Origin of the sequence: Pseudomonas gingeri (assembly GCF_013385425.1) — a bacterium.
In the GTDB taxonomy this organism is placed as follows: domain Bacteria; phylum Pseudomonadota; class Gammaproteobacteria; order Pseudomonadales; family Pseudomonadaceae; genus Aquipseudomonas; species Aquipseudomonas gingeri_D.
On record NZ_JACAQA010000006.1, the window covers coordinates 74465 to 100494 of the forward strand.

Genomic DNA, 26030 nt, shown 5'->3' on the forward strand with positions numbered 1-26030 from the left:
CGGGTTTAGGGCAAGAGACGGTCGGGCAACAGGCGCAGCAGCTGGGTGTCGAACCAGGCCTTGAAGGCCTCGGACGGTAACGCATCCACCGCCAGGTACCACCAGTCGGGCGCCGCGAAGGCCCGGCATTTCACCGCATCCTTTTCGGTCATCACCAGTGGCAGCGTCGGTTCGAAGCTCAAGGCCGCGGCGCTGTACTCGGCATGATCGGCAAAGGCGTGGGGCACAGGCTGCCAGTGTAGCGTTTCAAGGGTGTTGAAGAAACGTTGCGGGTTGCCGATACCGGCGACCGCGTGCACGGCCTGCCCGGGTGGAAAATGATCGACGGGCTTGCGCTCGCCGGTCAGCAGGTTGACCAGCGCCGTCGGCTGCAGGTGGAAGGCGAAGCCGTTGTCACGGTCCTCGCTGGCACCGTTGTAGAGTACGCCATCGACACTTTGCAGGCGCTCAATCGGTTCGCGCAGCGGGCCGGCGGGCAGGCAACGGCCGTTGCCCAGGCCCCGGACGGCATCGATCAGTACCAGTTCCAGGTCGCGGGCCAGACGGTAATGCTGCAGGCCATCGTCGGAAAGGATCAGGTCGATTTTTTCCGTCGCCAGCAAGGCCCGGACCGCTCGACTGCGGTCCGGGTCGATCATCAACGGCACGCCGTTGCGCTGGACGATCAGCAGCGGTTCGTCACCGGCCAGTGCTGCCGCCTGATCGGCGTGCACACGCCAGGGCAACTGCGGCGGCTTGGCACCGTAGCCGCGACTGACCACACCGACCCGCAGGCCGCGCTGCCGACAATGCTCGATCAACCAGAGAATCATCGGGGTCTTGCCGGTACCGCCGACAGTGATATTGCCCACCACGATCAACGGCACCGGCGGTTGGTAGATCGTGCCTTCGCCCGCGACGAAACGCGCACGCTTGCCGTCGACCACCCGCCGATACAACCACTCCAGCGGGCGCAGCAGGGTCAATGCCGGATGACCATCGTACCAGGCGGCGAGCAGGCGCTCGGAGAAGCTCATCAGGGGGCCGGCGCCGCTTCGACAGTGGTCATGCGCAGATGGCTGAAACCCAGCTTGCCGGCCGCATCCATTGCGGTGATCACGGCCTGATGCTGGGTCTTGCCATCGGCGCTGATCGACAGTGGCAGGCTGGTATCGCCACCGGACTCTTTCTGCACCGCGTCCATCAGGCTGGCCAGGTCATTGCTCGGCAGGCGCTGGTTGTTCACCGTGTAGACACCCTCGGCACTGATGGCGATATCCAGCTGCTTGGGAATATGGTCCTCGGCCGGCGAGCCGCTGACCGCCTGCGGCAAGTCGACCCGCAACTCGGTCTGGCGGGTAAAGGTAGTGGTGGTGACAAAAAACAGCAGCAGGACGAACACCACGTCGATCAACGACGTCACGTTGATATCCACCGGTTCCAGGGGCTTGCGGCGGAATTTCACGCTTTGCCCTCTGGCATGTCGACGTCGCGGTCGCCTTGCACCACCTCGACCAGCTTGATCGCTTCCTGCTCCATGCCCACCACCAGCTCATCGACCCGGCGCAACAGGAAACGATGGAAGAACACCGCCGGAATCCCGACCATCAAGCCCGAAGCCGTGGTGACCAGCGCCTTGGAAATCCCCCCGGCGAGCACGGCGGCATTGGTGGTCATGCCCGTACTCATGAACGAGCTGAAGATATCGATCATGCCCAGCACCGTACCCAGCAGCCCGAGCAAAGGCGCCATGGCGGCGATGGTGCCGAGGGCGCTGAGGTAGCGCTCCAGTTCGTGGATGACCCGGGCAGCGGCTTCCTGGATGCACTCTTTCATGATCTCGCGACCATGCTTGGAGTTGGCCAGGCCCGCGGCAAGGATCTCGCCCAGGGGGGAATCGGCGCGCAGTTGCTTGAGTTTTTCCTTGTCCAGCTGCTTGTCCTTGATCCAGCGCCAGACCTGCCCGAGCAGATGCTCCGGGGTCACGCGGCTGGCCCGCAGCGTCCATAGGCGCTCGGCGACGATGCCCGTTGCAGCGATGGAGCTCAAAATGATCGGCAGCATCATCCAGCCGCCGGACTTGACCAATTCCCACACAGTGACAGTCCCCTCGAAAAAGTGCGCCACTCTAACATAGGGGTTGCGCGGGCCGAAGATCGTGATGACGCATGCCGGGGGACTTTAATAACCCAGGGTTATTGAAAGGCAGCGGACTATTGCCGCCAGAAGCGTCGTGCGGCTTGCAAGGACCGCGGCTCGTCGAAACGCCCCAGCACCAGGCGCAGTGCGCCCTGCTCCGCGCTGTCGAAGATAGCCATGTCCAGAGCTTTGTAACGCGCGATGACCTGTGGGTGGGGATGACCGAAGGCATTGCCGCGCCCACGGGAAATCAGCACGCCGCGCGGGGCCAGACGTTGCAGGAAAACCATTGATGAGGAACTGCGGCTGCCGTGATGGGGCGACTGCAACCAATCGCTGGCAACGGCCAACGGACTCTCGAGATAGGCCCGTTCGGCCTCGATATCGATATCGCCGGTCAGCAGTAGACGCTCACCATTGGCTTCGATCTGCAAGACGCAGGAGGATTGATTGCTGTCGCGGGCCAGGGGCCAGCGCCACAGGGAAAAGCGCACGCCATCCCACTGCCAGTGCCGGCCACTGGCACACGGCTGGGCCTGCAACGCCGCAGGCAAACCCTCGACGTCGCCGCCGAGCACCTCGCTCACCGGCAAACCGCGTTGCACGGCCAGGGCCCCACCGGCGTGATCGGCATCGGCATGGCTGAGCAACAGCGTATCGAGCCGGCGTACCCCCAGCTTGCGCAAGGATGGCAGCACCACCCGTTCGCCCTGGTCGAACTCGCCGAAGCGCGGTCCGGCGTCATACAGCAGGCTGTGCTCACGGGTTCGGACAAGGATCGCCAGGCCCTGGCCGACATCCAGTTGCCAGACCTCGGCCTCGCCCTGGGCCACTGGCGTTGAAGGCGCGAATACCGCCAACGCCGCCAATGGCCACCCCAAGGGACGCAGAGGAATACCGGCCGGCAGCAACAGCAGCAGGATACCCAGGCCACTCAGCGCCCAGGCCCACAACGGAACAGCCGCCGGTATCCAGGCCGGCACTTGCGCGGCCAACCATTCGAGCCCTTGAAACAACCCAGCGAGCAAACCGCCGGCCAGCCACAGCAGCCCCTCGCCCAACCAGGGCAGCGGCAACAGCAGCGTGCCGAGCAGGGCCAGAGGCAATACCAACAGACCGATCAAGGGCACGGCGACCCAGTTGGCCAACGGCGCACTGAGACTGACCGGCAGGCCCAGCAACAGCAACGCCGGAAGCAGGCCGAGGGCAATCACCCATTGCCCACGGCTCCAGCTCTGCCAGAAGCTCCAGGCACCCAGTCGCCCACTGAAGGTGAAGATCAGCACCGCCACGGCGGCAAAGGACAGCCAGAATCCCACCTGCAGACTCACCAGCGGGTCGAACAACAACACCAGGTTCAAGGCCGCCAGCAACGGCACCAGCGCCCCCAGATGGCGATAACGCAAACGCCACGACAGCACCATCGCAAGCATCACGCAGGCCCGGCGCACCGGCACGCCGAAACCCGCCAGCAGCGCATAGCCCAGCGCCGCCGCAAAGGCCAGGCCACAGGCCCAAGGCAGCCAGGGCCAGCGGCCCGGCCACAGGCCATAACGCGCCAACCCGGCGATCAGGGCGTAGACCAATCCCGCGAGCAAGCCGATATGCTGGCCGGAAATCACCAGCAGATGCAGGGTGCCGGTGTCCTGCAGCACGCGCCAGGTCTGCGTTGACAGTCCCGAACCGTCACCAAGCACCAGTGCCACCAAGGTGGCCGATTGCCCTTGGGCATCGACTTCCAGCAAACGCCGCCTGATCGTATCGCGCCAGGCACTACTGGCGGGCCCCAGCAATTGCCCATCCTTGATCGTGCCGGTCGCGCCGATACGCCGGGCGAGCAGCCAGGCCTCATAGTCGAACCCGGCGGGATTGAGCAAGCCGTGTCCACGCTTGAGCTGCACCGCCAGGCGCCAGCGCTCGCCGCTGCGCAGATCCGGGCCGCCGAACCAGGACAACCGCAAACGCGCCGGCAGCCGGGCCCGACGGGAAATCGCGCCGTCCAGTTCGAAGCGCACCACCTGTTCTCCCCGCTGCGGCAGACCGACCACCCGCCCTTCCACCCACAGGGTCTGGCCCTCCAACGCCGGCGCCAGTCGATCGTCCAGCGCCCGTTGCGCCTGGAAACAGGCCCAACTGAAGCCGAACAGGAATAACGCCAGCGGATAAGTGCGAAACGGCAACAACATCAAGCCGAGCACCGGCAGCACCAGCAACAGCCATCCAGGCGGCAGTTGCGGCAGGAATCGCAAGAGCACAAACCCCGCCGCCAGCGCCAACATCCCTGTTCGCATAAAGCACTCCTTGAACCCGTTCAGCTCTCGGAATAGCCGGGTTATGCGGACGGTGCTTTATTTACTGTCACAAAGTCTGAATCGGCCGCCCGTAAAATCCGGGCATACTGCCCGCCTGAACTGCCCGAGAAGCCTTATGCCGCGTCGCTTATTCAAACGCTACATGCCGGACCCGACCCGCATCAGGGAACACAAACACTTACGTTTTTTCGGTCCCCTGCTCCACGATCCGAACCTCTGGCACCTCAATCGGCACTCGGTGGCACGGGCCATGGCGGTGGGCTTGTTCGCGGCCTTGATGCCGATGCCCTTGCAGATGCTGCTGGCGGCATTTCTGGCGATTCTCGTGCGCGGCAATATGCCGATTGCCGTCAGCCTGGTGTGGCTGACCAATCCACTGACGATCCCGCCGATTTTCTATTGCGCCTACCAGCTCGGTGCCTGGTTGCTGCACGTGCCGCCCCGCGGCCTGCCGGATGAATTGACCTGGACCTGGATCAGCGGGCAGCTGTCGACGCTCTGGCAACCGCTGTTGCTGGGTTCGCTGGTATTGGGAGTGGCGCTGGGCGCCCTGGGTTATTACCTGACCATGAGCTACTGGCGCTGGTGGGTGGCCAGGCAATGGAAGCGGCGCCTGGAACGACGCCGCCATCCATGAAACCCGTTACTGGCGCATACCGCGGCCGCTGACCAGCAGCCGCGCACAACCGATGTAGAGGGCCAGGGTCGCCACGACCATAAAGGTGATGGCCACGCTGATGCGGATGTCCGAGACCCCGAGAATGCCGTAGCGGAAGGCGTTGACCATGTGCAGCACCGGGTTGGCCAGCGACACGGTCTGCCAGAACGGCGGCAGCAGGGTAATCGAGTAGAACACCCCGCCAAGGTAGGTCAGCGGCGTCAGCACGAAGGTCGGGATAATCGAGATATCGTCGAAGTTACGTGCAAAGACTGCGTTGATAAACCCCAGCAGCGAGAAGATCGTCGCCGTCAGTACCACCACCAGCACGGTCACGCCCAGGTGATGGACCTGCAAATCGGTGAAGAACAGCGACAGCAAGGTCACGATAATCCCCACCATCAGCCCGCGCAGCACACCGCCCAGGGTGTAGCCGATCAGGATGGTATGGGGCGAGACCGGCGAAACCATCAATTCCTCGATGGAACGCTGGAACTTGCTGCCGAAGAAACTCGAGACCACGTTGCCGTAAGAGTTGGTGATCACCGACATCATGATCAGGCCTGGCACGATGTACTCCATATAGGTGAAACCACCCATGCCGCCGATCTGCCTGCCGATCAGGTTACCGAAGATCACGAAGTACAGGACCATGGTGATGGCCGGCGGTAGCAGGGTCTGCGGCCAGATCCGGGTAAAACGCCGGACTTCGCGGTAAACGATGGTGTTGAGGGCGACCAGGTTGGGTTGCAGTTCCGAACTCATACCGCCACCTTCGACAGGTTTTTTTCCACCAGGGACACGAACAGCTCCTCGAGGCGATTGGTTTTGTTACGCAGGCTCAGGACTTCGACCTGCTGCGTGGCCAGTTGCCCGAACAGCGCGGTGATGCCCACCGCCTTGTCGACCTGGACTTCCAGGGTGCGACTGTCGAGCAGCTTGCTCGGATAGCCGATCAGCTGGGGCGGCTGCTGCAGGTCATTCTTCAGGTCGAGCAGGAAGGTCTCCACATGCAGCTGGCTGAGCAACTGGCGCATGCTGGTGTTTTCGACGATGGTGCCGTGATCGATGATGCCGATATTGCGGCACAACTGTTCAGCCTCCTCCAGGTAGTGGGTGGTGAGGATGATGGTGATGCCTTTCTGGTTCAGCTCGGTGAGGAAGGTCCACATCGAACGACGCAGTTCGATGTCGACCCCGGCGGTCGGCTCGTCGAGGATCAGCAGGCGCGGTTCATGCACCAGCGCCCGGGCGATCATCAGCCGGCGCTTCATGCCGCCGGACAACGACCGCGACGGCACGTCGCGCTTGTCCCACAGGCCCAACTGGGTCAGGTACTGCTCGGCGCGTTCCTTGGCGATTTTCGCCGGAATGCCGTAGTACCCGGCCTGGGTCACGACGATATCGAAGGTCTTCTCGAACTGGTTGAAGTTGAACTCCTGCGGCACCACGCCAATGCAGCGCTTGAGTGCGGCGGGTTCGCGATCCAGGTCGTGACCGAACACCTTCACCGTACCGCCGGTCTTGTTCACCAGGGTCGAGAGGATGCCGATGGTCGTGGATTTGCCGGCACCGTTAGGGCCGAGCAGGGCGAAGAAATCACCTTCGGCGACATCCAGATCGATACCACTCAGGGCCTGGAAACCGTTGCCGTAGGTTTTGGTTAGCTGCCGGATGGACAGAGCGGAACTCATATCGGATTCATGCACCAAGAAGGGAGGAAAGAACTAAATAAGGGCACACCGTTTTGAATGCAACGGCGGCGAACCAGGCTCATGGTGCTTGGCCTCGCCGCACAAGTACAGCAACCGGCGTTAATAGTGGCTATTAAGTCAACGCGGTCATGACCGCCCGCTGATAGGCCGGACGCTGTTTCAGGCGTTCGTACCAGGCACTCAAATGAGGCATCGGCGGGCGTTCGATGGGCATTTCGAACCAGGCATAGATAAAACTGCCGAGGGGAATATCACCCATGCCGATCTCGTCACCCGACAGGTAGGGTTGCTCGGCCAGCGCCGCATCGACCCGCAGCAACAGGTCGGCGCAGATCTTCAGCGAAGCGTTGATCGCGGCCCAATCCTGTTGCTCGGCGGGGGTCCGCAATACACCCCAGAACACCCCGCGAAACGGGGTGGCAAAGGATGAGGTGGTCCAGTCCATCCACTTGTCCGCCTGGGCCCGTGCCTGCAGATCATTGGAGAACCAGTGGGAGCCGGCGGCATGCTTGGCGGTCAGGTAGCGCACGATGGTGTTCGATTCCCAGAGGACAAAATCACCGTCCTCGATCATCGGCACCAGCTTGTTCGGGTTTTTCGCACGATATTCGGGTGTATCGACGACACCGAACGCTCCGCCGGCATCCAGAGACTCGTAAGGCAGGCCAAGCTCCTCGGCACACCACAAGGCTTTCCTGACGTTCGACGAATTTTTCCTACCCCAGATTTTCAGCATGACCGCCTCTCGATGGATAAATGCCGACGCAGTCTACGCCCGAACAGCGCAGGCTCAAATCCTTGCGCACAAGGAAAGTAGCAGAGCGGATAACACGCGTCGTGATGCAGAGCGTGACGAAATCGACGAACTCCACCGACACGGGACGGTCACTATCGGTAGCCTGCTCACTTTTAGACCAGGCCGCCCGGGCCGTTACACTTGTAAACATGTGCCTACAGATTTGAACACACATCCCCAAGCCCTGTTTACCGGATGCCGACTAAGCTCAATCGGTGCTTTGGCGCTGTCTTTATGGAGGATTGAATATGCTGCTGTTGTGGATACTGGTACTGGTGATCGGCGTCGCCTGGCTGGCGCATCGCCGAATCGCTCCGCTTCCCGTACTCGGCATAGTCGCCGTCTACCTGATCGCGATGGGCCGGTTCGGCCATGGGCCGGGCGCTCTGATGCTGGTGCTGTGGGTGTTGCTGGCGGTGGTCGCGGCCGCGCTGTTGCTGCCCGACCTGCGCCGCAGGCTGTTCACTGCCCCACTGTTCGCCTGGTTCCGCAAGGTCCTGCCGCCCATGTCCGAGACCGAGCGCGATGCCATCGACGCCGGAACCGTCTGGTGGGATGGCGAACTGTTCAGCGGGCGCCCGGACTGGAACAAGCTGCTGGCCTATCCGAAGGTCCGGTTGAGCGAGGAAGAACAGGCGTTTATCGACGGGCCGACCGAAGAACTCTGCGCCATGGTCAGCGACTGGCAGATCGGCCAGGCCATGGACCTGCCGCCCAAAGCCTGGGCGCATATCAAGGAGCACGGCTTCTTTGCCCTGATCATCCCCAAGGAGTTCGGCGGCAAGGGCTTTTCCGCCTATGCCCACTCCCAGGTGGCGATGAAACTGGCGACCCGCAGCGGCGACCTCGCCTCCACCGTGATGGTACCCAATTCCCTGGGCCCGGCCGAACTGCTGCTGCATTACGGTACCGATGAACAACGCAATCACTACTTGCCACGCCTGGCCCGCGGCGACGATATCCCGTGCTTTGCCCTGACCGGGCCGCTGGCCGGCTCCGATGCCGGCTCCATGCCGGACACCGGGGTGATCTGCAAGGGCCAATGGCAAGGCGAGGAAGTCCTCGGCCTGCGCCTGAACTGGGAAAAGCGCTACATCACCCTCGGCCCGGTGGCGACCTTGCTCGGGCTGGCCTTCAAGGCCCATGACCCGGAGCATCTGCTGGGCGAAGAGGAAGACCTGGGCATCAGCCTCGCGCTGATTCCCACCGACACCCCGGGGGTCGAGATCGGCCGGCGCCACCTGCCCCTCGGCGCGGCCTTCATGAACGGCCCGAACTCGGGCAAGGACGTGTTCATCCCGTTGTCGTTCCTGATCGGCGGCCAGGACATGCTCGGCAAGGGCTGGATGATGCTGATGAACTGCCTGTCGGTGGGTCGCTCGATCTCCCTGCCGGCGGTGGGTACCGGCGCGGCCAAGTTCACCAGCCTGGTGACCGGCCAGTACAGCCAGGTCCGCGAACAGTTCAACGTACCGCTGGCCGCCTTCGAGGGCATCCAGGAAGCCCTGGCCCGCATCGGTGGCAACGCCTGGCTGATGGACAGCGCGCGGATGCTCACGGCCAATGCCGTCGACCTCGGCGAGAAACCCTCGGTGCTCTCGGCGATTCTCAAGTATCACCTGACCGAACGCGGTCGCGAGTGCATCGGCCATGCCATGGATGTGCACGGCGGCAAAGGCATCATCATGGGTCCGAACAACTACCTGGGCCGCAGTTGGCAGGGCGCGCCGATCTTCATCACCGTGGAAGGGGCAAACATCCTCTCGCGCAACCTGATGATCTTCGGCCAGGGCGCGATTCGCTGCCATCCCTTCGTCCTCAAGGAAATGGCCCTGGCCGCCCGCGAGGACCACGACCAGGCGCTGGTGGAGTTCGACAAGCTGCTGCTCGATCATATCGGCTTTGCCGTCAGCAACGCCGCCAGCACCCTGGTCCTGAATCTCGGGCTCGGGCACTTCGAAGCGGCGCCGGGCAATCGCCTGAGCCAGGGTTATTTCCGCGCGTTGAATCGCCAGGCGGCGGCGTTCGCCCTGCTGGCGGACCTGTGCATGATGCTGCTGGGCGGCGAATTGAAGCGTCGCGAACGGCTGTCGGCACGCCTGGGGGATGTACTCAGCCATCTGTACCTGGCGTCGGCGGCGCTCAAGCGTTATCACGACCTGGACTCCCCGGACTATCTGCAACCGCTGTTCACCTGGGCCATGGAAGAGAGCCTCGGACACTCCGAACGGGCCCTCGACGAGTTGCTGAAAAACTTCCCGAACCGCGTGCTCGGCTGCCTGCTGCGAGTGGTGGTATTCCCCTTCGGTCGTCGACATACCGGCCCTTGCGACGAGTTGGATGCCGAAGTCGCTGCGGTGCTCGGTCGGGCCAAGGGCGATCCGGCGCTGGAAGCCGTGCTTGAAGGCTGCTACCGCCCGCAATCGGCAAGCGATCCGGTTGGAGCCCTGCAACACGCCTACGATTTGCTGGGCGCCAGCCATGAGCTGCAGAAAAAACTGCACGTCGCACTCAAGAGCGGCCAGGTCAAGCCGCGCGCCGAAGAGTCGGCCATCGATGCCGCCCTGGAGGCCGGCGTATTGCAACCGGCCGAAGCCGAAAGCCTGCGCCAGGCAGAAGCTGCCCGGCGCAAGGTGATCGACGTGGATGATTTCAGCAAGGAAGAACTGCGCCCTGGCAAAGGCAAGGTCCGCTAGGTGCGCGGGTCAGGTGCCTGCTACGGAGCCTGACACGACAACGGGCGCCGAGAGCCTTATACTCTCGCGCCCGTTTTACCCTTGAGGCCCCCTGTCATGTCCAACCTCGTTGCCGATCACCTGGTCCTGCTCGACCACCTGCGCAGCATTCTGGTCGCCGTCGGCGAAGCCGAGCAGGTCCCCGAAGAAAGTCACGCGCTGTTCCTCGAACGTTTCGATGAGTTGCGCGCGCAACTGCCGGTCGAACCGGTGGAAAGCCAGTACCTGGGCCAGGACCTGCTGTGCCAGGTGATCCTGCGTTATCCGCAAATTGCCCACCTGGTACCCCGCGACCTGCTGTGGTTCTTTGGCGGTGACTGCCTGCATTACATGCCGGATGACGAACTGGAGCTGTACCAGGCGCTGGAAGAGCGCCGCTATGAAGCCGAGCAGAACGACGAACCGTTCGACTGGAACCAGGAAAAGCAGCTGTTGGCGCTCTCGACCCAGGACAGCAAGCACTGATACAAGCCGCTCCATCAGGCTGGGAGCCTACAGCGCCTTGCGCAATGTCGGCTCCCGGGCCAGACGCTCCACCAGGTAGTCGATAAACACCCGCAACTTCGGCGACAGGTAGGGCGTCGGCGTATACAGCAGCCAAAGGCCACCGTGATAGGAGGCCAGAAACGTCCAGGTCGGCAGCACCTGGACGATCAAGCCCTGTTCCAGGGCATGCCGCGCCGTGAAATACGGCAGGCTGCCAATGCCGATATGCTGCAACACCGCATCCAGCCGCACCCCCGTGTGATTGGCCGCATAACGCCCGCGGACCCCGACGGTCACCGACTTGCTGCCCTGCCTGAACTTCCAGCGCGCGTCATTGGGCGTGTCCCCCAGATAGATGCAACTGTGCTCCAGCAGGTCATGGGGGTGCTGCGGCGTGCCGTGTTCAGCCAGGTACTGCGGCGTCGCGCAGAGCAGATGCTCGATGGGCATCAACTGGCGCCCTACCAGGCCGACCGGCGGATGATCGGTAATACGCAGGATCAGGTCGACATTGTCCTCGATCAGGTCCACCGGTCGATCTTCGAGAATCATCTGCACATCCACCTGTGGATAACGCCGCAGAAACTCCGGCATATGCGGATGCACGACAAAACGCCCCACCGCCTTCGGCACGCTGACCCGAACCAGCCCCTGGGCCTCGTGGGTGTACTGACCACTGATCTCCATCACCGATCGCGCCGCACTGACCATTTCCCGGCAGCGCTTGAAGGTCTCCTCGCCGCTGTCGCTCAGCCGCAATTTGCGTGTGGTGCGCTGCAGCAGGCGGGTCGCCAGGGCCTTTTCCAGACGGGAAATCGAGCGACTCACCGCCGAGGGCGATAAACCGAGCTGGCGCGCGGCTTCCGAGAAACTGCCGGTCTCGACCACCTTGACGAAAATCGCCATTTCGCTCAGCAACGCCAGCGGCAGATTGATGCTCATGACGCACAGGTCCATTGATATTTGATCGGATTATCACAGGCTAACAGCCTTTTTATACTGGCGACACCCAACCGACCTGACGACCATTCATCCCGGAATCACCATGAATCCCCACTATTTGAACGAATTCCTCGCCCTGGCGGCCATTCACTTTCTCGCCGTGGTCGCCCCTGGCCCCGATTTCGCCGTGACCATCCGTCAGAGCGTGCGCTTTGGCCGGCTGATCGGCGTGATCACCGCCCTCGGCATCGGTGCCGGGATCTCGGTGCATGTGCTCTATACCCTGCTCGGCGTCGGCGCCTTGATGCACAGCGCACCCTGGCTGCTGAACGTCGCCAAGGTGATCGGCGGCGGCTACATCCTCTACCTGGGCATCAACCTGCTGCGCAGCAAAGCCCGGGCGGCGCGCTCGGATTTCGGCCAGACCGCCGATGAACTTCCGCGACAGAGCCCGGCCAAGGCCTTTATGGTCGGCTTCCTGACCAATGCCACCAACCCCAAGGCCACCCTATTCTTCCTGGCGATCTTCACCACGGTGGTCAGCGCCTCGACCCCGCTGGAAATCCAGGCGCTCTATGGCCTGTGGATGTGCAGCGTCAATGCACTGTGGTTCATCCTGGTCAGCCTGCTGTTTTCCAGCGAACGGGTCCGCCAGGCATTCCTGAAGATGGGCCACTGGTTCGAACGCACCATGGGCGTGGTGCTGATTCTGTTTGCCGGGCGCCTGATGCTGTCTTTATAAGCAGCCCACCGACGAGGCCTTTGAGCGGGAAAAATCCAGCGCGGTTTGCATTTCCTTAAGAAAAATCCCACACCAAGGGGCTCCCGTACAGCGGCCCTATGGTGTTAGTTTGGAAAAATATCTGTCCTATCGATCAGATATCTCTCACAAACTGCTTGCAAAGGAATGCTTCCCGCAATGAATTTCCCACTCAAACACCTGGCCACCACCACCCTGATGCTGACCAGCCTTTCGTTGTTCACCACGCCCGCACAAGCCAACATCGCCCCCCAACAGAACGCGGCCATCCTCAGTACCCTGAATGACGCATCGGTCACGGATTTCAGGCAGTTCCTCGCACGTCTGGGCAAGAGCGAGCTGGCCAAGACCGACGACCTCGGTCCGGCCATCAGCGCCTTCCTCGACAACAAGACCCTTTCCCCCGAACAGCAAAATGAGATCCATCGCCTGCTGGGCCTTTATGCACGGGTGAAATACGGCAATGCGGCTACCGAGACCTTGCGCGAGCTGGTAGCCATCCCGACCTTCCGCGTGGACGGCGTGGCCCAGCACGAGAATCCCGAATTCATCAGGATCGGCGAAAAAATCAAGGATCTGGCCCAGGCCTTCAACCTGAACTTTCGCAACATCGACAACCGCGTCTATGAAGTTTCCCTGGATGGCAGCGGCGATGAAGTCGTGGGCATTCACGCCCATGCCGACGTGGTGCCGGTGACGCCGGAAAACTGGGTACTGAAAGACGGCACCCGCCTCGACCCGTTCAAGGTCACCCTGATCGGCGACCGCATGTATGGCCGGGGCACCGAGGATGACAAGAACGGCATCGTGGTGGCGCTCTACGCCATGAAAATCATCAAGGAAGAAAAGCTGCCACTGGCGAGAAACTTCAAACTGCTGGTGGACACCACCGAAGAGACCAGCGGCGACGCCATCCCCTATTACTTCAAACACAATCCGGTCCCCAACTACAATCTGGCGCTGGACGGCGGCTACCCGGTGGTGATTGCCGAGAAAGGCTACGGCACGGTCATGGCCAACTTTGCCCGACGCCAGGCCGAGGGCAAAGGCGCGGAAATCCTCTCGCTGACCGGGGGCATGGCCACCAACCAGATACCCTCGACATCGGTCGCCACCCTGGCGAGTGACAAGCCCGCCGAACTGGCCGCCAGCCTGCAGCAGGCCGGTACTGACTATGCCAAGCGCAATGGCGGCAACTTCGAGATCAGCGCCAAAGTCATCGGCCAGGAGGTCAAGCTCACGGTCACCGGCGTTTCCGCCCACTCCTCCGAGCCCGAGTCAGGGGTCAACCCGGTGGCGAGGATGCTGGACTTCATCAATAGCCTGGACGGCAAGATCGCGCTCAAGCACAACCACATCACCGACGCCGCCCGCTATGCCGCCGACAACTGGGGCCTGGACTACCTGGGTGGTAAATTGGGCGTGGGATTTTCCGATGCCTTCATGGGACCGCTGACGGCGTCCCTGACCTATGTCGGGATGGATGAAAAGACCTTCAAGCTCGCAGTCAACCTGCGGGTGCCGAAGGGCAAATCTCCGGAAACGCTCAAAGGCGAAATCGCCGGCAAGCTGAGCACTTGGAGCCAAAAGACCCACATTGCACCAGCCTTCAACTATTCGATCGCCGAACCGATGTACCGCAACCCCGAGGGTGAATGGGTCAAGGCATTGCTGGTCGTGGCCAGCGAGAACCTGGGCATGGAACACAAGTTCGGCACCTCGGCCGGCGCGACCTCGGTCCATGAGTTGCCCAATGGCGTGCAGTTCGGCCTGGCCAGGCCCGAGGTCAAGTACACCGGGCACACCGACAACGAGTTCAAGAGCGTCGAGCAATTCCTCATGGACCTGCAGATCGTGACCGAGATGATGGGGCGCATAGGGCAGATGCCCAAGCTCTGATCCCTCTCAGGACCCGCCATGGGGCGGGTCCACTGCCTTAATAGATAAATCACGCACAAACAAAAACGCCGCTCATCACTGAGCGGCGTTTTTGTTGAATATGGAGCGGGAAACGAGACTCGAACTCGCGACCCCGACCTTGGCAAGGTCGTGCTCTACCAACTGAGCTATTCCCGCAAATGGCGTCCCCTAGGGGACTCGAACCCCTGTTACCGCCGTGAAAGGGCGGTGTCCTAGGCCACTAGACGAAGGGGACACGCTAACTGAAACACATGGTGTGTATTTCAGTGCCCAAATCCGACTCCGAAGAGATCGGTTCTGGTTTCACTCAGCCCCGCCCGAAAGCAGTGCTGTTTAAAAATGGAGCGGGAAACGAGACTCGAACTCGCGACCCCGACCTTGGCAAGGTCGTGCTCTACCAACTGAGCTATTCCCGCAATGGCGTCCCCTAGGGGACTCGAACCCCTGTTACCGCCGTGAAAGGGCGGTGTCCTAGGCCACTAGACGAAGGGGACACACTACAACATTCACTCCCTGCCGCGCTTCGCTGTGTGCTTTACGCTGCAAGTGGCGCGCATTCTATGGATGGATCGAAGGGTCGTCAACCCCCAAGGATAAATTTATTTAAATCAATGACTTCGCCACCCTTTACAGGCCTTTCCCGGCGCCCCGCGCGTCTGCCCCTTGGCGCCTATATTCTGGCGCCCGACAAGACGCTATAGTGATCGAGGGAAATAGTGGCGACGTGCTCTATCCCAGGCGCCATGCAGCGCGTCGATCAATGCTATCGGCGAAAACGCCAAGCCACTACACTCGTTCGCATTACACCTTGAAGAGGTCTTAACGGTGACACCACTCATGATCACCCTGCTGGTCGCAGCCGGGATCTTTCTCCTGATCGCCATCGGCTTCCTCAATCATATGGCTGAAAGCCGCAAACTCGAGAAGGCCCGAGTCAAGGTCGAACTCAACGACCGCCTGCGTCGTTGCGGCGAAATCACCGAGACCTTTCCCGGCCAATTGATGAGCCCGGCCCTCAAGCTGCTGCTGACACGCCTGGAACTCAACGTGAACCAGCGCCTGTTGAATATGGACAAGACCAACAGCAAGTTCAGGGCTCGGGTGACCGAACTCACGGCGCTGGTCAGCCAGGGTGAGTCGATTCCGATCAACAACCCGCCCGGCCCGATCCAGACCGAAGCCAAGGCCAAGGATGTACGTTTCCTCCTTGAAGCCCTGCACGGCCAGATCACCCGTGCCGCCCAGGACGGTTTCCTCCCCGCCACCGAAGCCAAGCACTGGATCCGTGAAGTGCGGCATATCCTGGTCTTGCTGCATATAGAGTTCTTCAACAATCTCGGCCAGCATGCCCTGCAACAGGAACAACCGGGGCAGGCGCGCCTGGCCTTCGAGCGTGGCGTGCAATACCTGCGCAAGCAGCCTGAACCGGCTGTCTATAACGAACAGCTGATCTTCATGGAGAAGCTGCTGGCCCGGGCCAACTCCATGGTGCTCACCAACATCAAGCCTACCGAAGAAGACGTCAACGAACTGACCCAGGGCCTGAAGGACGTCGAGGCCGACGCCGACTGGAAGAAGAAAGCCATCTACGATTGATCAAATCCCAGGCATAAAAAAACGGACAAGCCAGGCTTGTCCGTTTTTTTATGTACTGACCGGGAAATCAGGCGACCGGATTGATCGGCTTGTCCGGGTACCAGACGTCCATCAACGGGCTGACTTCAACGGAGGTCAGTTCGCTGCGGGTCTTGAGCCAGGCTTCAACGTTAGCGCGTTGTTCAACGCTGACCGAGCCACGTTTCTGCAGGCAAACCAGACCGTAGTCATCGCCGCCGACATAGCCCAGACCGTTGGCTTCCATCGCTTCTTTCAGGAATGCGTCGAGGAAAACGTCGATAGCCTCTTCACTCAGGTCTTCTTTGAAATCCAGGTTCAGCTCAAAACCCAACTCCTGAAATTCATCGACGCACAGCTTTTTGCGCAGACGCTGGGAACGGTTAGTCGCCATGAAACAATCCTCAAAAGTAATAACGGGCGGCACTTTATCAGTTTAAGGCTGCAATTGCCCGGATCTGTGGCGACAGCTGGTCGATCCGTGGAAAAAAATCAGCCATGCGCGCCTGGCCCAAGGCCCAAGCTTGATTGCCTTCGGGCATAATGCCGTCACTTTCACGACCATTGAGGGATTTTTGTCCACATGCCCTCGTATTTTCCCCTCGACGGTAGGGCTCTACTTCATATGATCAAATCTTTACGTCCGCTGCTGCTCGCCGGCCTTCTCCTTCCCCTGGCCTTCCCCACTTACGCAGCGCCCGTCAACACCACCCTCTCTCCCAAAGTCCAGCAGGCGCTCAGAGCCAGCAAGCTGCAAAACGACGCCTTGTCCCTGATGCTGGTGCCACTCGACGGCCCAGGCGTGCCCACCGCGGTCAATGCCGACGTGTCGGTGAACCCGGCCTCGACCATGAAGCTGATCACCACCTACGCCGCCCTGGAAATGCTCGGCCCCAACCATCAGTGGAAAACCGAGTTCTACACCGATGGCCCCCTGAGCAACGGCGTCCTGCAAGGCAACCTGTACCTCAAGGGCGGCGGCGATCCGAAGCTGAACATGGAAAAGCTCTGGCTGCTGATGCGCGACCTGCGCGCCAACGGCGTGAACCAGGTGACCGGCGATCTGGTCCTCGACCGCAGTTTCTTCATCCAGCCGCAGTTGCCGGAGTTCAATGACGACGGCAACGACGAGAACAAGCCGTTCCTGGTCAAGCCCGATGCGCTGATGGTCAACCTCAAGGCCCTGCGCTTCGTCGCGCGCAACGACTCGGGCAAGGTACTGGTCTCGGTGGAACCACCGATTGCCAGTATCCGCATCGACAACCAGGTCAAGGCGGTCAATGCCAAACAGTGCTCCGGCGACGTGCGCTACAACCCGGTGGCCCAGGATGACGGCAGCACCCTGGTCACCGTCAGCGGCCAACTGGCCGAAGGCTGCAGCTCGCAGACCTACCTGTCACTGCTTGACCATCCGGCCTACGCCGCCGGTGCCGTACGCGCCATCTGGCAGGAACTGGGTGGCAGCATCCATGGCAAGGACCGTTCCGACGTGGTGCCCAAGAGCGCACGCCTGCTGGCCCGGGCCTATTCGCCGGACCTGACGGAAATCATCCGCGACATCAATAAATACAGTAACAACACCATGGCCCAGCAACTGTTCCTGAGCCTGGGGGCGGAGTATCGCAACGATGCCGACGGCGATGACGCCAAGGCGGCGCAGCGGGTGGTGCGTCAGTGGCTGGCGAAGAAAGGCATTATCGCGCCGCACCTGGTGATGGAGAACGGTTCCGGGCTGTCCCGTGCCGAACGAGTCAGTGCGCGGGAAATGGCGAGCATGCTGCAGTCGGCCTGGAAGAGCCCCTATGCCGCGGAGTTCATCAGTTCGCTGCCGATCGTCGGTACCGACGGCACCATGCGCAAGCGCCTGAAGCAGACAGCCATGCGGGGCGAGGCGCATATCAAGACCGGGACCCTGAACACCGTGCGTGCCATCGCCGGCTTCAGCCGCGACGATAACGGCACCACCTGGGCGGTGGTGGCGATTCTCAACGACCCAAAACCCTGGGGGGCCTCGTCGGTGCTAGACCAGGTGTTGCTGGACCTGTACCGCCAGCCCAACGTGGCCGGCTCGGACGAATAACCCGGGACCTGAACATCAGGGCCCGGGATCCGTGGTGATCAGCGGGCGCTGATTTTCCAGGCGCGGTGGATCTTGCTGTTGCGGGCGAAATCCGGGTCCAGGGTCTGGGCACTGATTTCCTCGACGGCATAACGTGTCGCCAGGTGCTCGTCCAACTGGAACTTGCGGAAGTTGTTCGAGAAATACAGCACGCCGCCCGGTGCCAGGCGCGCCACGGCCAGGTCGAGCAACTGCACGTGGTCACGCTGGACGTCGAACACGCCTTCCATGCGCTTGGAGTTGGAGAAGGTCGGCGGGTCGATGAAGATCAGGTCGAACTCATCGCGACTGGCCTCGAGCCAGGCCATCACATCCCCCTGCTCCAGGCGGTTCTTGTCGGAGAAACCATTGAGCGACAGGTTGCGCCGCGCCCAGTCCAGGTAGGTTTTCGACAGGTCGACGCTGGTGGTGGTGCGCGCACCGCCCTTGGCCGCGTGCACACTGGCGGTCGCGGTGTAGCAGAACAGGTTGAGGAAGCGTTTGCCGGCCGCCTCTTTCTGGATCCGCAGGCGCATCGGCCGGTGGTCGAGAAACAGACCGGTGTCGAGGTAATCGGTCAGGTTGACCAACAACTTCACGCCACCTTCGTTGACCTCGGTGAACTTGCCCTGGGCGCTCTGGCGCTCGTATTGCTTGGTGCCGCTCTGGCGCTCGCGGCGCTTGATGATCACGCGGCTCTTGTCGACATTCAGCGCCTGGGGAATCGCCGCCAGGGCATCGAACAGTCGGGCCTGGGCCTTTTCCGGGTCGATGGACTTGGGCGCGGCGTATTCCTGGACGTGCACCCAGTCGTGGTACAGGTCGATGGCCAGCGAGTATTCCGGCATATCGGCGTCGTACACCCGATAGCAGTCGACGCCTTCACGCCGGGCCCACTTGCCCAACTGCTTGAGGTTCTTCTGCAGACGGTTGGCGAACATCTGCCCGCCTTCGCTCAGGCGCGCCTGCTCGACCACTGGCGCGGGAACCGGCGCGGGCTTGATCGGATTGCCGTTCTTGTTGAATTTCGGTGCTTCAGCCACTTCCTGCGCCAGGACTTCAGCCTGCTCGCGTTCGATCTGGCGCTGTTCCGGTGTGCGACGCTCGCCGGTGACGAACTGATCCGGCACCACCTTGATCAACAACAGCTTGCACGGCAAGGCGCCGTTCCAGAACGAGTACTGCTTGTGGCTGCGAATGCCCATGCGCTTGCCCAGGTCCGGGGCACCGGTGAACACCGCCGCCTCCCAGTTCAGGCAGGACTGGCGCAGGCGTTCGCCAAGGTTCTGGTAAAGATAGAGCAGGCTGGCTTCGTCGCCCAGGCGTTCGCCATAGGGCGGGTTGCAGATCACCAGGCCTGTCTGGTTCTGGTCCGGGCGCGGCTCGAAGGTTGCCACCTCACCCTGGTAAACCTTGATCCATTCGCTCAGGCCGGCACGCTCGATGTTGTTGCGCGCAGGCTGGATCAGTCGCGGATCGGCTTCATAACCACGAATCCACAGCGGCGGCTTGGCCAGGCCGGCTTCGGCGCGCACGGTGGCTTCCTCGTGAAGTTTTTTCCACAGCGCCGGTACATGCCCGAGCCAGGCGTCGAAGCCCCAGTGAATGCGGTTGAGGTTGGGCGCCATATCGGCGGCGATCATCCCGGCTTCCACCAGAAAGGTCCCGACACCACACATCGGGTCGGCCAGGGCCCCGCCTTCGGCGGCAATCCGCGGCCAGCCGGAACGGATCAGGATCGCCGCCGCGAGGTTTTCCTTCAGCGGCGCGGCGCCCTGCTGCAGACGATAGCCACGCTGGTGCAGGCTGTGGCCGGACAGGTCGAGGGAGAGGATCGCTTCGCCACGGTCCAGGCGCAGGTGAATGCGCAGGTCCGGACTGATCTTGTCGATGGACGGACGCTCGCCGGTCGGGGTGCGCAGCTTGTCGACAATCGCATCCTTGACCTTCAAGGCACCGAAATGGGTGTTGTCGATGCCCGAACCGTGACCGCTGAACTCAACGGCCAGGGTCCCGTCGGAGACCATATGGTCCTGCCAGTCGACGTCGAGCACGCCATGGTAAAGATCCTCGGCGTCCTTCATCGGGAAGCGCTTGAGCACCAGCAGCACGCGGTTGGCCAGTCGCGACCAGAGACACAGGCGATAGGCGGTCTCCATATCGGCCGTGCCGCGAATGGCCGAGGTGTGCTCGCGCGCCTCCTCAAGGCCAAGCCCGACGGCTTCCTCAAAAAGCAGGCCTTCAAGGCCTTTAGGGCAAGTGAGGAAGAGTTCGTAACGATCCGACATGGGAATTCCAGGGCTTATAGCCTTCAAGGAACGGGCAAACGCATCGCCCGCTCGGTTTCGATCAAGCGCTTTTCTCGAAGAGCGCTCGTGTGGCGCACCATTGCGCCTGTCCACCCAAGCAGATCCTTCAACCCTTGGATTGAAAGAACCTTGATGCCTGGACAGCTCAACTCTCGTAATAAAAACTCTTTTTAACAAAAACTCTCGTAACAAAAAGTCACATCGTGACCCTTCGTCGAATAATACCTGACGACAACGGGTCGGTATTCGCAGTAGAGAATGAAACTCATCATTCATCTAAGGGCTGATCGTAGCTGGGTTTTCTCCAGCGATACGAGCAAACGGCCATCACATCTTATGGCCTTAACACCATTATCGTTACGTCCTTATGACAAAACGGTCATTCACACGCCCCTGCGCATTGGTTAGAACTCACAACAGGTTGACGTCGCAATGGCGTCAACACCCCGCCCTACCGCGAAATCGCCCAAGCGCTTTTGCGTACCAGGGCGGAGCTCGCCACGCCGGCAGCGAGCACCAACGGCAGATGCATTCTGCCCGACTTCGCCAAGAGGTCGACGGGACATATAACAGTCAACCAGTGAGGGCAACACCCTATGAGAAGACTTAAGCGTGATCCGTTGGAAAGAGCATTTTTACGCGGATATCAATACGGCGTTCATGGCAAATCCCGCGAGCTTTGCCCCTTTACTCTACCGTCGGTGCGCCAAGCCTGGATCAATGGCTGGCGAGAAGGACGCGGCGACAACTGGGACGGTATGACCGGCACTGCGGGAATCCACAGACTCAACGAACTTCACGCTGTCGGCTGATCAGGGCACATTCCGACATGACAATTTGAGCAACAACCGACTTACCATGCACGCCCCATCCGGGCGGCGGGCTTCGGCCCAGGGGCTCCTACGGAGCCCTTTTTAATGCCGCAGGCTTAACGCCGCAACGCCGCGATGGCATCCACCGACTGGCGAATCAACGCCGGCCCCTTGTAGATGAACCCCGAATACACCTGCACCAGGCTGGCCCCGGCGGCGATCTTCTCAGCCGCGTGCTCCCCCTCGGTGATACCGCCCGCCGCGATGATCGGCAAACGCCCGGCCAGTTCAGCAGCCAGCACCTTGACGGTATGGGTGCTCTTCTCGCGCACCGGCGCGCCGGACAGGCCACCGGCCTCGTCGCCATGGGCCAGGCCTTCGACACCGACACGGCTCAGGGTGGTGTTGGTGGCGATCACCGCGTCCATGCCCGACTCCAGCAACGCCTGGGCTACCAGCACGGTCTCTTCGTCGGTCATGTCCGGAGCGATCTTGATCGCCAGCGGGACGTATTTGCCATGCTGCTGGGCCAACTGTGCCTGGCGCACGCGCAGGGCCTCGAGCAGTTGCTTGAGCGAATCGCCGAATTGCAGGCTGCGCAGGCCCGGGGTGTTCGGCGAACTGACGTTGACCGTCACGTAGCTGGCATGGGCATAGACCTTGTCCAGGCAGATCAGGTAATCATCGACGGCACGCTCCACCGGCGTGTCGAAGTTCTTGCCGATATTGATGCCGAGGATGCCGCTGTAGCGTGCGGCGCGCACCCGCGACACCAGGTTGTCCACCCCCAGATTGTTGAAGCCCATGCGATTGATGATCGCCTCGGCCTGGGGCAGGCGGAAGATCCGTGGTTTCGGATTGCCCGGCTGCGGCCGCGGCGTCACCGTGCCGATTTCAACGAAACCGAAGCCCAGCTGGGCAAAACCGTCGATGGCCGCACCGTTCTTGTCCAGGCCCGCGGCCAGGCCCACCGGGTTGGGAAAGTCCAGGCCCATGACCGTCACCGGGTTCGACGCCGGAGCCTTGCACAACAGGCTGTTAAGCCCCAGGCGGCCACCCGCGCCGATCAGGTCCAGGGACAAATCGTGGGAGACTTCCGGAGAAAACTTGAACAACAACTGGCGGGCCAGGTTATACATGGGCGGGCTTGACTCGGATGGCGGCGATAGTGGCCGGCGATTATAGCCGGGCCCCGGCAAAAACCATAGGCGCACCACGAGCCCGACTTATCCGCAAGGCGGCAATGCGGTTGCCTCGGCGCAACCTTGCAGGCTGGTGACCAGGGCCAGGCGGGCCAGCGCCTGGTGATTGCCGGCTTCCAGCTCCAGGACCCGGGCGACCGCCGCCCGGGCCTGCTCGACCCCCGCGCCGCGATCACACAGCCCCAGCATCGACAGGGCCAGCCAGGTATCGGCCAGTTGCAGCGCACTCCAGGGCTCGCAACAAGTGGCCACCCGCTCGGTCGGCAAGACGCTCAGAGGGTCCCCCAACACCGGCAGCAACGGCACCACCGGACCGGTAAAGCGATAGCCCTTGCCGTAGACGGTGGCGATATAGCCCTTGCTCTCCTCGAGCAACTTGCGCAGCACATAGATACAGCGCGTCAGCGACTCCTCGGCCGCGTCCATGCCCGGCCAGACGCTGTCGAGCAAGCGGTCCTTGGTCACCAGTCGTCCAGCCGAACCCAGCAACAGGCGCAGCACCTGCAACTCCTTGGGCGGCAGATGAATTCCCCGGCCGCACCTCACCAGGTTTCCATCGCTTTGCAATATCCATTGGCCAAAGACGAAGGTTTGTCGCGGAGTCTTTCCAGTGGCGCTGTCCATAACCTCGACGCAATCCTCTATAGAGATGTACGACCATTCAAAAATAAACCCGGGAAAAGGGTCTATTCACGAGGAACGTCACGACTATAGGAATTCACATCGAGCCATGTCGGTAGGACATTTCCCGCATAGAAAAGGAATATTCAACAAGATGGCAGCACCGACAAAACCTACAGGCTCAAGGCTGATTCCTTCATACAAACTGCGCCCTAATGCAGGAACTCTGGTAGCTCCCCGCCTCTCCCCGGGCATTTCCTACAAGGCGACACAGATCAGCCACAGTCCGCCAGCGCCCGACCTCGTCGATTGACAGCCTGATACGGAACGCCGCATTGAGCCGCTCAACCAGCTCGGCAAAGTCGACGTCGCCACTGCCCAGGTCTTCGAGCAGTCTCGACTCGAAACGGATCTTTCTGCGTGGCAGTGAAAAATGCTCGGCCAGCAACACCATCACCTGTTGCTCGATAAAGTAGTCACACTCTCCCGGAACCAGGTAACTCATAGACTCGCTTTCCCGCAAACCGCGCCGGAACATGACGGCATGGAGTCCGCCTGCAAATCCTCGAGATAGGCCCGCGAGCGCCGTGGCAGCTCGCCATCAACCGCCTGCCTGAGCACATAGTCGAAACAATCCCGAGCCTTGGCCTGCTCGCCAAGCGCCAGTTGACACTCGCCGGTATAGAACATCGGCCGGTAGTCGCCACGGTCCTGGGCAAACGCCACCGCATACAGCTCGATGGCCTTGCGGTAGTGCCCGGAGACCTGATAGACCGCCGCCAGCCCCATCCAGTAATGGCTGTTGTAAAAGTCGTAGATACACAGGAAACGGAAGAGTTTTTCCGCTTCCTCCAGGCGTCCTTGCTCCTGGAACTGGCAGGCATGGGCATAAAGGCCCTGCACCTGTTCGTTACCGGTTTCGCTCATCTCCTTGAGCGCCTCTTTCGGGCTACACATCGCCACACCCCCGAGGAACACGTCAGTTGCTGACGTCTTGACTGTCACGAGATCATCAAACCCATGGACGCCTGGATATCGCAGAGGCGGCTGGGCGCCACGCCGAGCAGTTCACGGACCTCCTTGGAAAAGTGCGACGAAGAGGCATAACCGAACTCCAGCGCCACATCGGTCAACGAACACTCGCCGCCGATCATGCTCAGCAGGGCCTTGGCCGTGCGCCAGTCACGCAACTCGGGCTTGGCCGCACAGCCCAGCGCCTGATGGCACAACCTTCGAAAATGCGAGACCGACACGCCATAACGCTTGGCCAGGCCAATCAGTTTTTCATTGGCCGTGCCCTGCTCCAGGAGAAAACGCACCAGCCAGTAGTTCGGGCTTTGCCGCAGGACTTCGGCAAAGCCTTGATGGGCGGGATCGGCGCGCAAGGCGCAGTCGATATACCAGGATTCCAACAAGGTCCTGCTGGCCGATACCCCGGCTGACAAGGGCAAGGCCGCCCAGGGCGTCGCGGCCGATCGCGCCCGTTCGAAACCCATGCCCTGGTCGATAAACACCTGCAGCTTGACCAGGCTCGCCTCCACGGGGCGCTCGCTGAGCAGGTCACCGCCGATGACCCGCAACATGCCCCGCGCCACCAGCAAGCCCTGCCAGCCCGGCGGCAGGCACCAGGACACGCTCGCCTCGTCATGGGCCAGGCACACGCCGGCCTCCCCCGCCTGTACCTGTACGACCTGTTCACCATATAAAAAGCCCGGACACCTGGTCGCGGATAGTTGATCACTCTGCACACTGCGCCCCGTCTCGTTCTTATTGAGCGGTGCGATGATGGCCGGGTGGCGCCCGCCAATCATGATGAAAATCTGATGAAGCGTTGTCCGAAAGCACACGAGCATAGGTCGGTGCCCGTGCCGGGCTCAAATCGCAGGCGAAAAAAAGCCCGGCCTAAGCCGGGCTTTTTCTTACCGCAAAGTCATTACTGACCTTGTTGGGCTTCTACTTCAGCTTCTACGCGACGGTTGATCGCGCGACCGGCTTCAGTGGCGTTGTCAGCCACTGGGCGGGTTTTACCGTAGCCTACCGACTGGATGCGGTTAGGAGCTACGCCGTCCTGGACCAGGACCTGTTTCACAGCATCAGCACGACGCTGGGACAGCTTCTGGTTGTAAGCGTCAGGACCGACGTTGTCAGTGTGACCAGCAACAGTAGTAGTAGTACGTGGGTACTGCTTCATGAAGTCAGCCAGGTTCTTCACGTCGCCCTTGCTGTTAGGCTTGACAATGGCCTTGTTGAAGTCGAACTTGACGTCCAGCTGAACCTTGACAACTTCTGGAGCTGGAGCGGATTCAGCTACTGGAGCTGGAGCCGCTTCTACTGGAGCTGGAGCAGGAGCCGGAGCTACTTTGCCGCCGCTGCCGCCGAAGTTCACGCCCAGGCCGATCAGAGCCTGGTAGTCCCAACGACCGTTGTCCAGCTTGTAGTCAGCTTCACCGCCAACACGAGCGTACAGGTTGTCAGTGATGTAGGCCTTCACACCGGCACCGGTGGTCAGGTAGGTCGAACCGTCACGGCTGGTGTGGCCGTCAGCGGCTACGTTGGTCATGCTACCGTGGGACACGCCGCCTTCAACATAAGGACGGAACATGTCGCCGACTTGACCGAAGTGGTACTGGGACTTCAGACCGAAGTGATCACCATTGATCTCTTGGTTGCCAGTGGCGCCGCTCGAACGGGTGTAGTCGTCCTTACGGTAGGTCAGGTTCACGGAAACGTCGTCGGTCAGGAAGTAGCCGATCGAGACGCCAGGAGTGCGACCATTCTGGTAATCGTCGACGCTGTGGTTCCAGGTCTTGCCCCAGAACGCTTCACCTTCGACCGCGCCTTGGCCTTGTGCCAGTGCGCCGAACGAAGTAGCGGCAATGAGAGAGCCAATGGCCAAGCCCAAGGTGTTTTTCAGTTTCATCCGTTAAATCCC

General features: G+C 61.5%; 24 protein-coding genes and 4 tRNA genes. 8 read left to right on the top strand and 20 right to left on the bottom strand.

Annotated elements, in window-relative coordinates:
- Nucleotides 1–5: 5 nt before the first annotated feature.
- The 4 genes from lpxK to HX830_RS11725 form a co-directional block, all read right to left on the bottom strand.
- Nucleotides 6–1016 (bottom strand): tetraacyldisaccharide 4'-kinase, encoded by a 1011-nt coding sequence (gene lpxK / locus HX830_RS11710; RefSeq protein WP_177100315.1) that lies wholly within the window; start codon nt 1014–1016, stop codon nt 6–8.
- Nucleotides 1016–1444 (bottom strand): ExbD/TolR family protein, encoded by a 429-nt coding sequence (locus HX830_RS11715; RefSeq protein ID WP_103496757.1) that lies wholly within the window; start codon nt 1442–1444, stop codon nt 1016–1018. Before HX830_RS11715 ends, lpxK begins: the two co-directional genes overlap by 1 nt.
- Complete coding sequence (locus HX830_RS11720) at nt 1441–2076, bottom strand: MotA/TolQ/ExbB proton channel family protein (RefSeq protein WP_177100317.1); 636 nt, start codon at nt 2074–2076, stop codon at nt 1441–1443. The genes HX830_RS11715 and HX830_RS11720 overlap by 4 nt, the downstream gene beginning before the upstream one ends.
- A 116-nt stretch (nt 2077–2192) precedes the next feature.
- A complete protein-coding gene (locus HX830_RS11725; protein ID WP_177100319.1) occupies nt 2193–4409 on the bottom strand; it encodes a DNA internalization-related competence protein ComEC/Rec2 in 2217 nt (738 codons plus the stop codon).
- Nucleotides 4410–4545: 136 nt separating this feature from the next.
- On the opposite strand from HX830_RS11725, the gene HX830_RS11730 reads away from it, so the two are divergent.
- Nucleotides 4546–5067 (top strand): DUF2062 domain-containing protein, encoded by a 522-nt coding sequence (locus HX830_RS11730; protein WP_103496754.1) that lies wholly within the window; start codon nt 4546–4548, stop codon nt 5065–5067.
- Nucleotides 5068–5073: 6 nt separating this feature from the next.
- Here the strand turns inward: HX830_RS11730 and HX830_RS11735 are convergent, their stop codons facing one another.
- The 3 genes from HX830_RS11735 to HX830_RS11745 form a co-directional block, all read right to left on the bottom strand.
- A complete protein-coding gene (locus HX830_RS11735; RefSeq protein ID WP_103496753.1) occupies nt 5074–5853 on the bottom strand; it encodes an ABC transporter permease in 780 nt (259 codons plus the stop codon).
- A complete protein-coding gene (locus tag HX830_RS11740; RefSeq protein WP_103496752.1) occupies nt 5850–6782 on the bottom strand; it encodes an ABC transporter ATP-binding protein in 933 nt (310 codons plus the stop codon). Before HX830_RS11740 ends, HX830_RS11735 begins: the two co-directional genes overlap by 4 nt.
- Before the next feature lie 133 nt (nt 6783–6915).
- Nucleotides 6916–7539, bottom strand: a complete 624-nt coding sequence (locus tag HX830_RS11745; RefSeq protein ID WP_177100321.1) for a glutathione S-transferase — start codon at nt 7537–7539, stop codon at nt 6916–6918.
- A gap of 308 nt (nt 7540–7847) precedes the next feature.
- Here HX830_RS11745 and HX830_RS11750 point away from each other — a divergent pair, with 308 nt between their 5' ends.
- Nucleotides 7848–10295, top strand: a complete 2448-nt coding sequence (locus HX830_RS11750; protein ID WP_177100323.1) for an acyl-CoA dehydrogenase — start codon at nt 7848–7850, stop codon at nt 10293–10295.
- A gap of 96 nt (nt 10296–10391) precedes the next feature.
- Nucleotides 10392–10799 (top strand): PA2817 family protein, encoded by a 408-nt coding sequence (locus HX830_RS11755; protein ID WP_100940784.1) that lies wholly within the window; start codon nt 10392–10394, stop codon nt 10797–10799.
- A 27-nt stretch (nt 10800–10826) separates the two neighbouring features.
- Here HX830_RS11755 and HX830_RS11760 read toward each other — a convergent pair whose 3' ends face one another.
- Entirely contained in the window at nt 10827–11762 is a 936-nt protein-coding gene (locus HX830_RS11760; RefSeq protein ID WP_177100325.1) for a LysR family transcriptional regulator, read from the bottom strand.
- Nucleotides 11763–11865: 103 nt separating this feature from the next.
- Here HX830_RS11760 and HX830_RS11765 point away from each other — a divergent pair, with 103 nt between their 5' ends.
- On the top strand, nt 11866–12504 hold the full coding sequence (locus HX830_RS11765; protein WP_177100327.1) for a LysE family translocator: 639 nt from the start codon (nt 11866–11868) through the stop codon (nt 12502–12504).
- Between the two features lie 177 nt (nt 12505–12681).
- Complete coding sequence (locus tag HX830_RS11770; RefSeq protein ID WP_177100329.1) at nt 12682–14421, top strand: dipeptidase; 1740 nt, start codon at nt 12682–12684, stop codon at nt 14419–14421.
- Nucleotides 14422–14522: 101 nt separating this feature from the next.
- Here the strand turns inward: HX830_RS11770 and HX830_RS11775 are convergent.
- The 4 genes from HX830_RS11775 to HX830_RS11790 form a co-directional block, all read right to left on the bottom strand.
- A tRNA-Gly gene (locus HX830_RS11775) sits at nt 14523–14598 on the bottom strand.
- Between the two features lie 3 nt (nt 14599–14601).
- A tRNA-Glu gene (locus HX830_RS11780) sits at nt 14602–14677 on the bottom strand.
- Nucleotides 14678–14782: 105 nt separating this feature from the next.
- Nucleotides 14783–14858 (bottom strand) — tRNA-Gly (locus HX830_RS11785).
- A gap of 2 nt (nt 14859–14860) precedes the next feature.
- Nucleotides 14861–14936: transfer RNA gene (locus HX830_RS11790), tRNA-Glu, on the bottom strand.
- Nucleotides 14937–15267: 331 nt separating this feature from the next.
- On the opposite strand from HX830_RS11790, the gene HX830_RS11795 reads away from it, so the two are divergent.
- Complete coding sequence (locus tag HX830_RS11795) at nt 15268–16038, top strand: hypothetical protein (protein ID WP_177100331.1); 771 nt, start codon at nt 15268–15270, stop codon at nt 16036–16038.
- Nucleotides 16039–16105: 67 nt separating this feature from the next.
- Here HX830_RS11795 and HX830_RS11800 read toward each other — a convergent pair whose 3' ends face one another.
- Nucleotides 16106–16450, bottom strand: a complete 345-nt coding sequence (locus tag HX830_RS11800; protein ID WP_152737145.1) for a YggL family protein — start codon at nt 16448–16450, stop codon at nt 16106–16108.
- Nucleotides 16451–16681: 231 nt separating this feature from the next.
- Between HX830_RS11800 and dacB the strand changes: the two genes are divergently transcribed.
- Nucleotides 16682–18136, top strand: coding sequence for a D-alanyl-D-alanine carboxypeptidase/D-alanyl-D-alanine endopeptidase (dacB, locus tag HX830_RS11805; RefSeq protein ID WP_152737146.1), 1455 nt, complete (start codon nt 16682–16684; stop codon nt 18134–18136).
- Between the two features lie 38 nt (nt 18137–18174).
- On the opposite strand, the gene rlmKL is transcribed toward dacB, so the two are convergent.
- The gene (gene rlmKL / locus HX830_RS11810; protein WP_177100333.1) at nt 18175–20442 is read right to left on the bottom strand and encodes a bifunctional 23S rRNA (guanine(2069)-N(7))-methyltransferase RlmK/23S rRNA (guanine(2445)-N(2))-methyltransferase RlmL; all 2268 of its coding nucleotides are present in this window, start codon (nt 20440–20442) and stop codon (nt 18175–18177) included.
- A 617-nt stretch (nt 20443–21059) separates the two neighbouring features.
- Between rlmKL and rmf the strand changes: the two genes are divergently transcribed.
- Nucleotides 21060–21275, top strand: coding sequence for a ribosome modulation factor (rmf, locus tag HX830_RS11815; RefSeq protein ID WP_002553055.1), 216 nt, complete (start codon nt 21060–21062; stop codon nt 21273–21275).
- 116 nt (nt 21276–21391) lie between these two features.
- Here the strand turns inward: rmf and HX830_RS11820 are convergent, their stop codons facing one another.
- The 6 genes from HX830_RS11820 to HX830_RS11845 form a co-directional block, all read right to left on the bottom strand.
- The gene (locus tag HX830_RS11820) at nt 21392–22414 is read right to left on the bottom strand and encodes a quinone-dependent dihydroorotate dehydrogenase (protein WP_100940793.1); all 1023 of its coding nucleotides are present in this window, start codon (nt 22412–22414) and stop codon (nt 21392–21394) included.
- Nucleotides 22415–22501: 87 nt separating this feature from the next.
- The gene (locus HX830_RS11825; protein WP_103499197.1) at nt 22502–23101 is read right to left on the bottom strand and encodes a winged helix-turn-helix domain-containing protein; all 600 of its coding nucleotides are present in this window, start codon (nt 23099–23101) and stop codon (nt 22502–22504) included.
- A gap of 193 nt (nt 23102–23294) precedes the next feature.
- Entirely contained in the window at nt 23295–23603 is a 309-nt protein-coding gene (locus HX830_RS11830) for an acyl carrier protein (RefSeq protein WP_152737149.1), read from the bottom strand.
- Nucleotides 23600–24055: a SycD/LcrH family type III secretion system chaperone gene (locus HX830_RS11835; protein WP_177100336.1), complete on the bottom strand. Its 456-nt coding sequence runs from the start codon at nt 24053–24055 to the stop codon at nt 23600–23602. Before HX830_RS11835 ends, HX830_RS11830 begins: the two co-directional genes overlap by 4 nt.
- Nucleotides 24056–24099: 44 nt before the next feature.
- Nucleotides 24100–24909: a helix-turn-helix domain-containing protein gene (locus tag HX830_RS11840; protein ID WP_152737151.1), complete on the bottom strand. Its 810-nt coding sequence runs from the start codon at nt 24907–24909 to the stop codon at nt 24100–24102.
- A gap of 122 nt (nt 24910–25031) precedes the next feature.
- On the bottom strand, nt 25032–26018 hold the full coding sequence (locus tag HX830_RS11845; protein WP_152737152.1) for an OmpA family protein: 987 nt from the start codon (nt 26016–26018) through the stop codon (nt 25032–25034).
- Nucleotides 26019–26030: the final 12 nt, after the last annotated feature.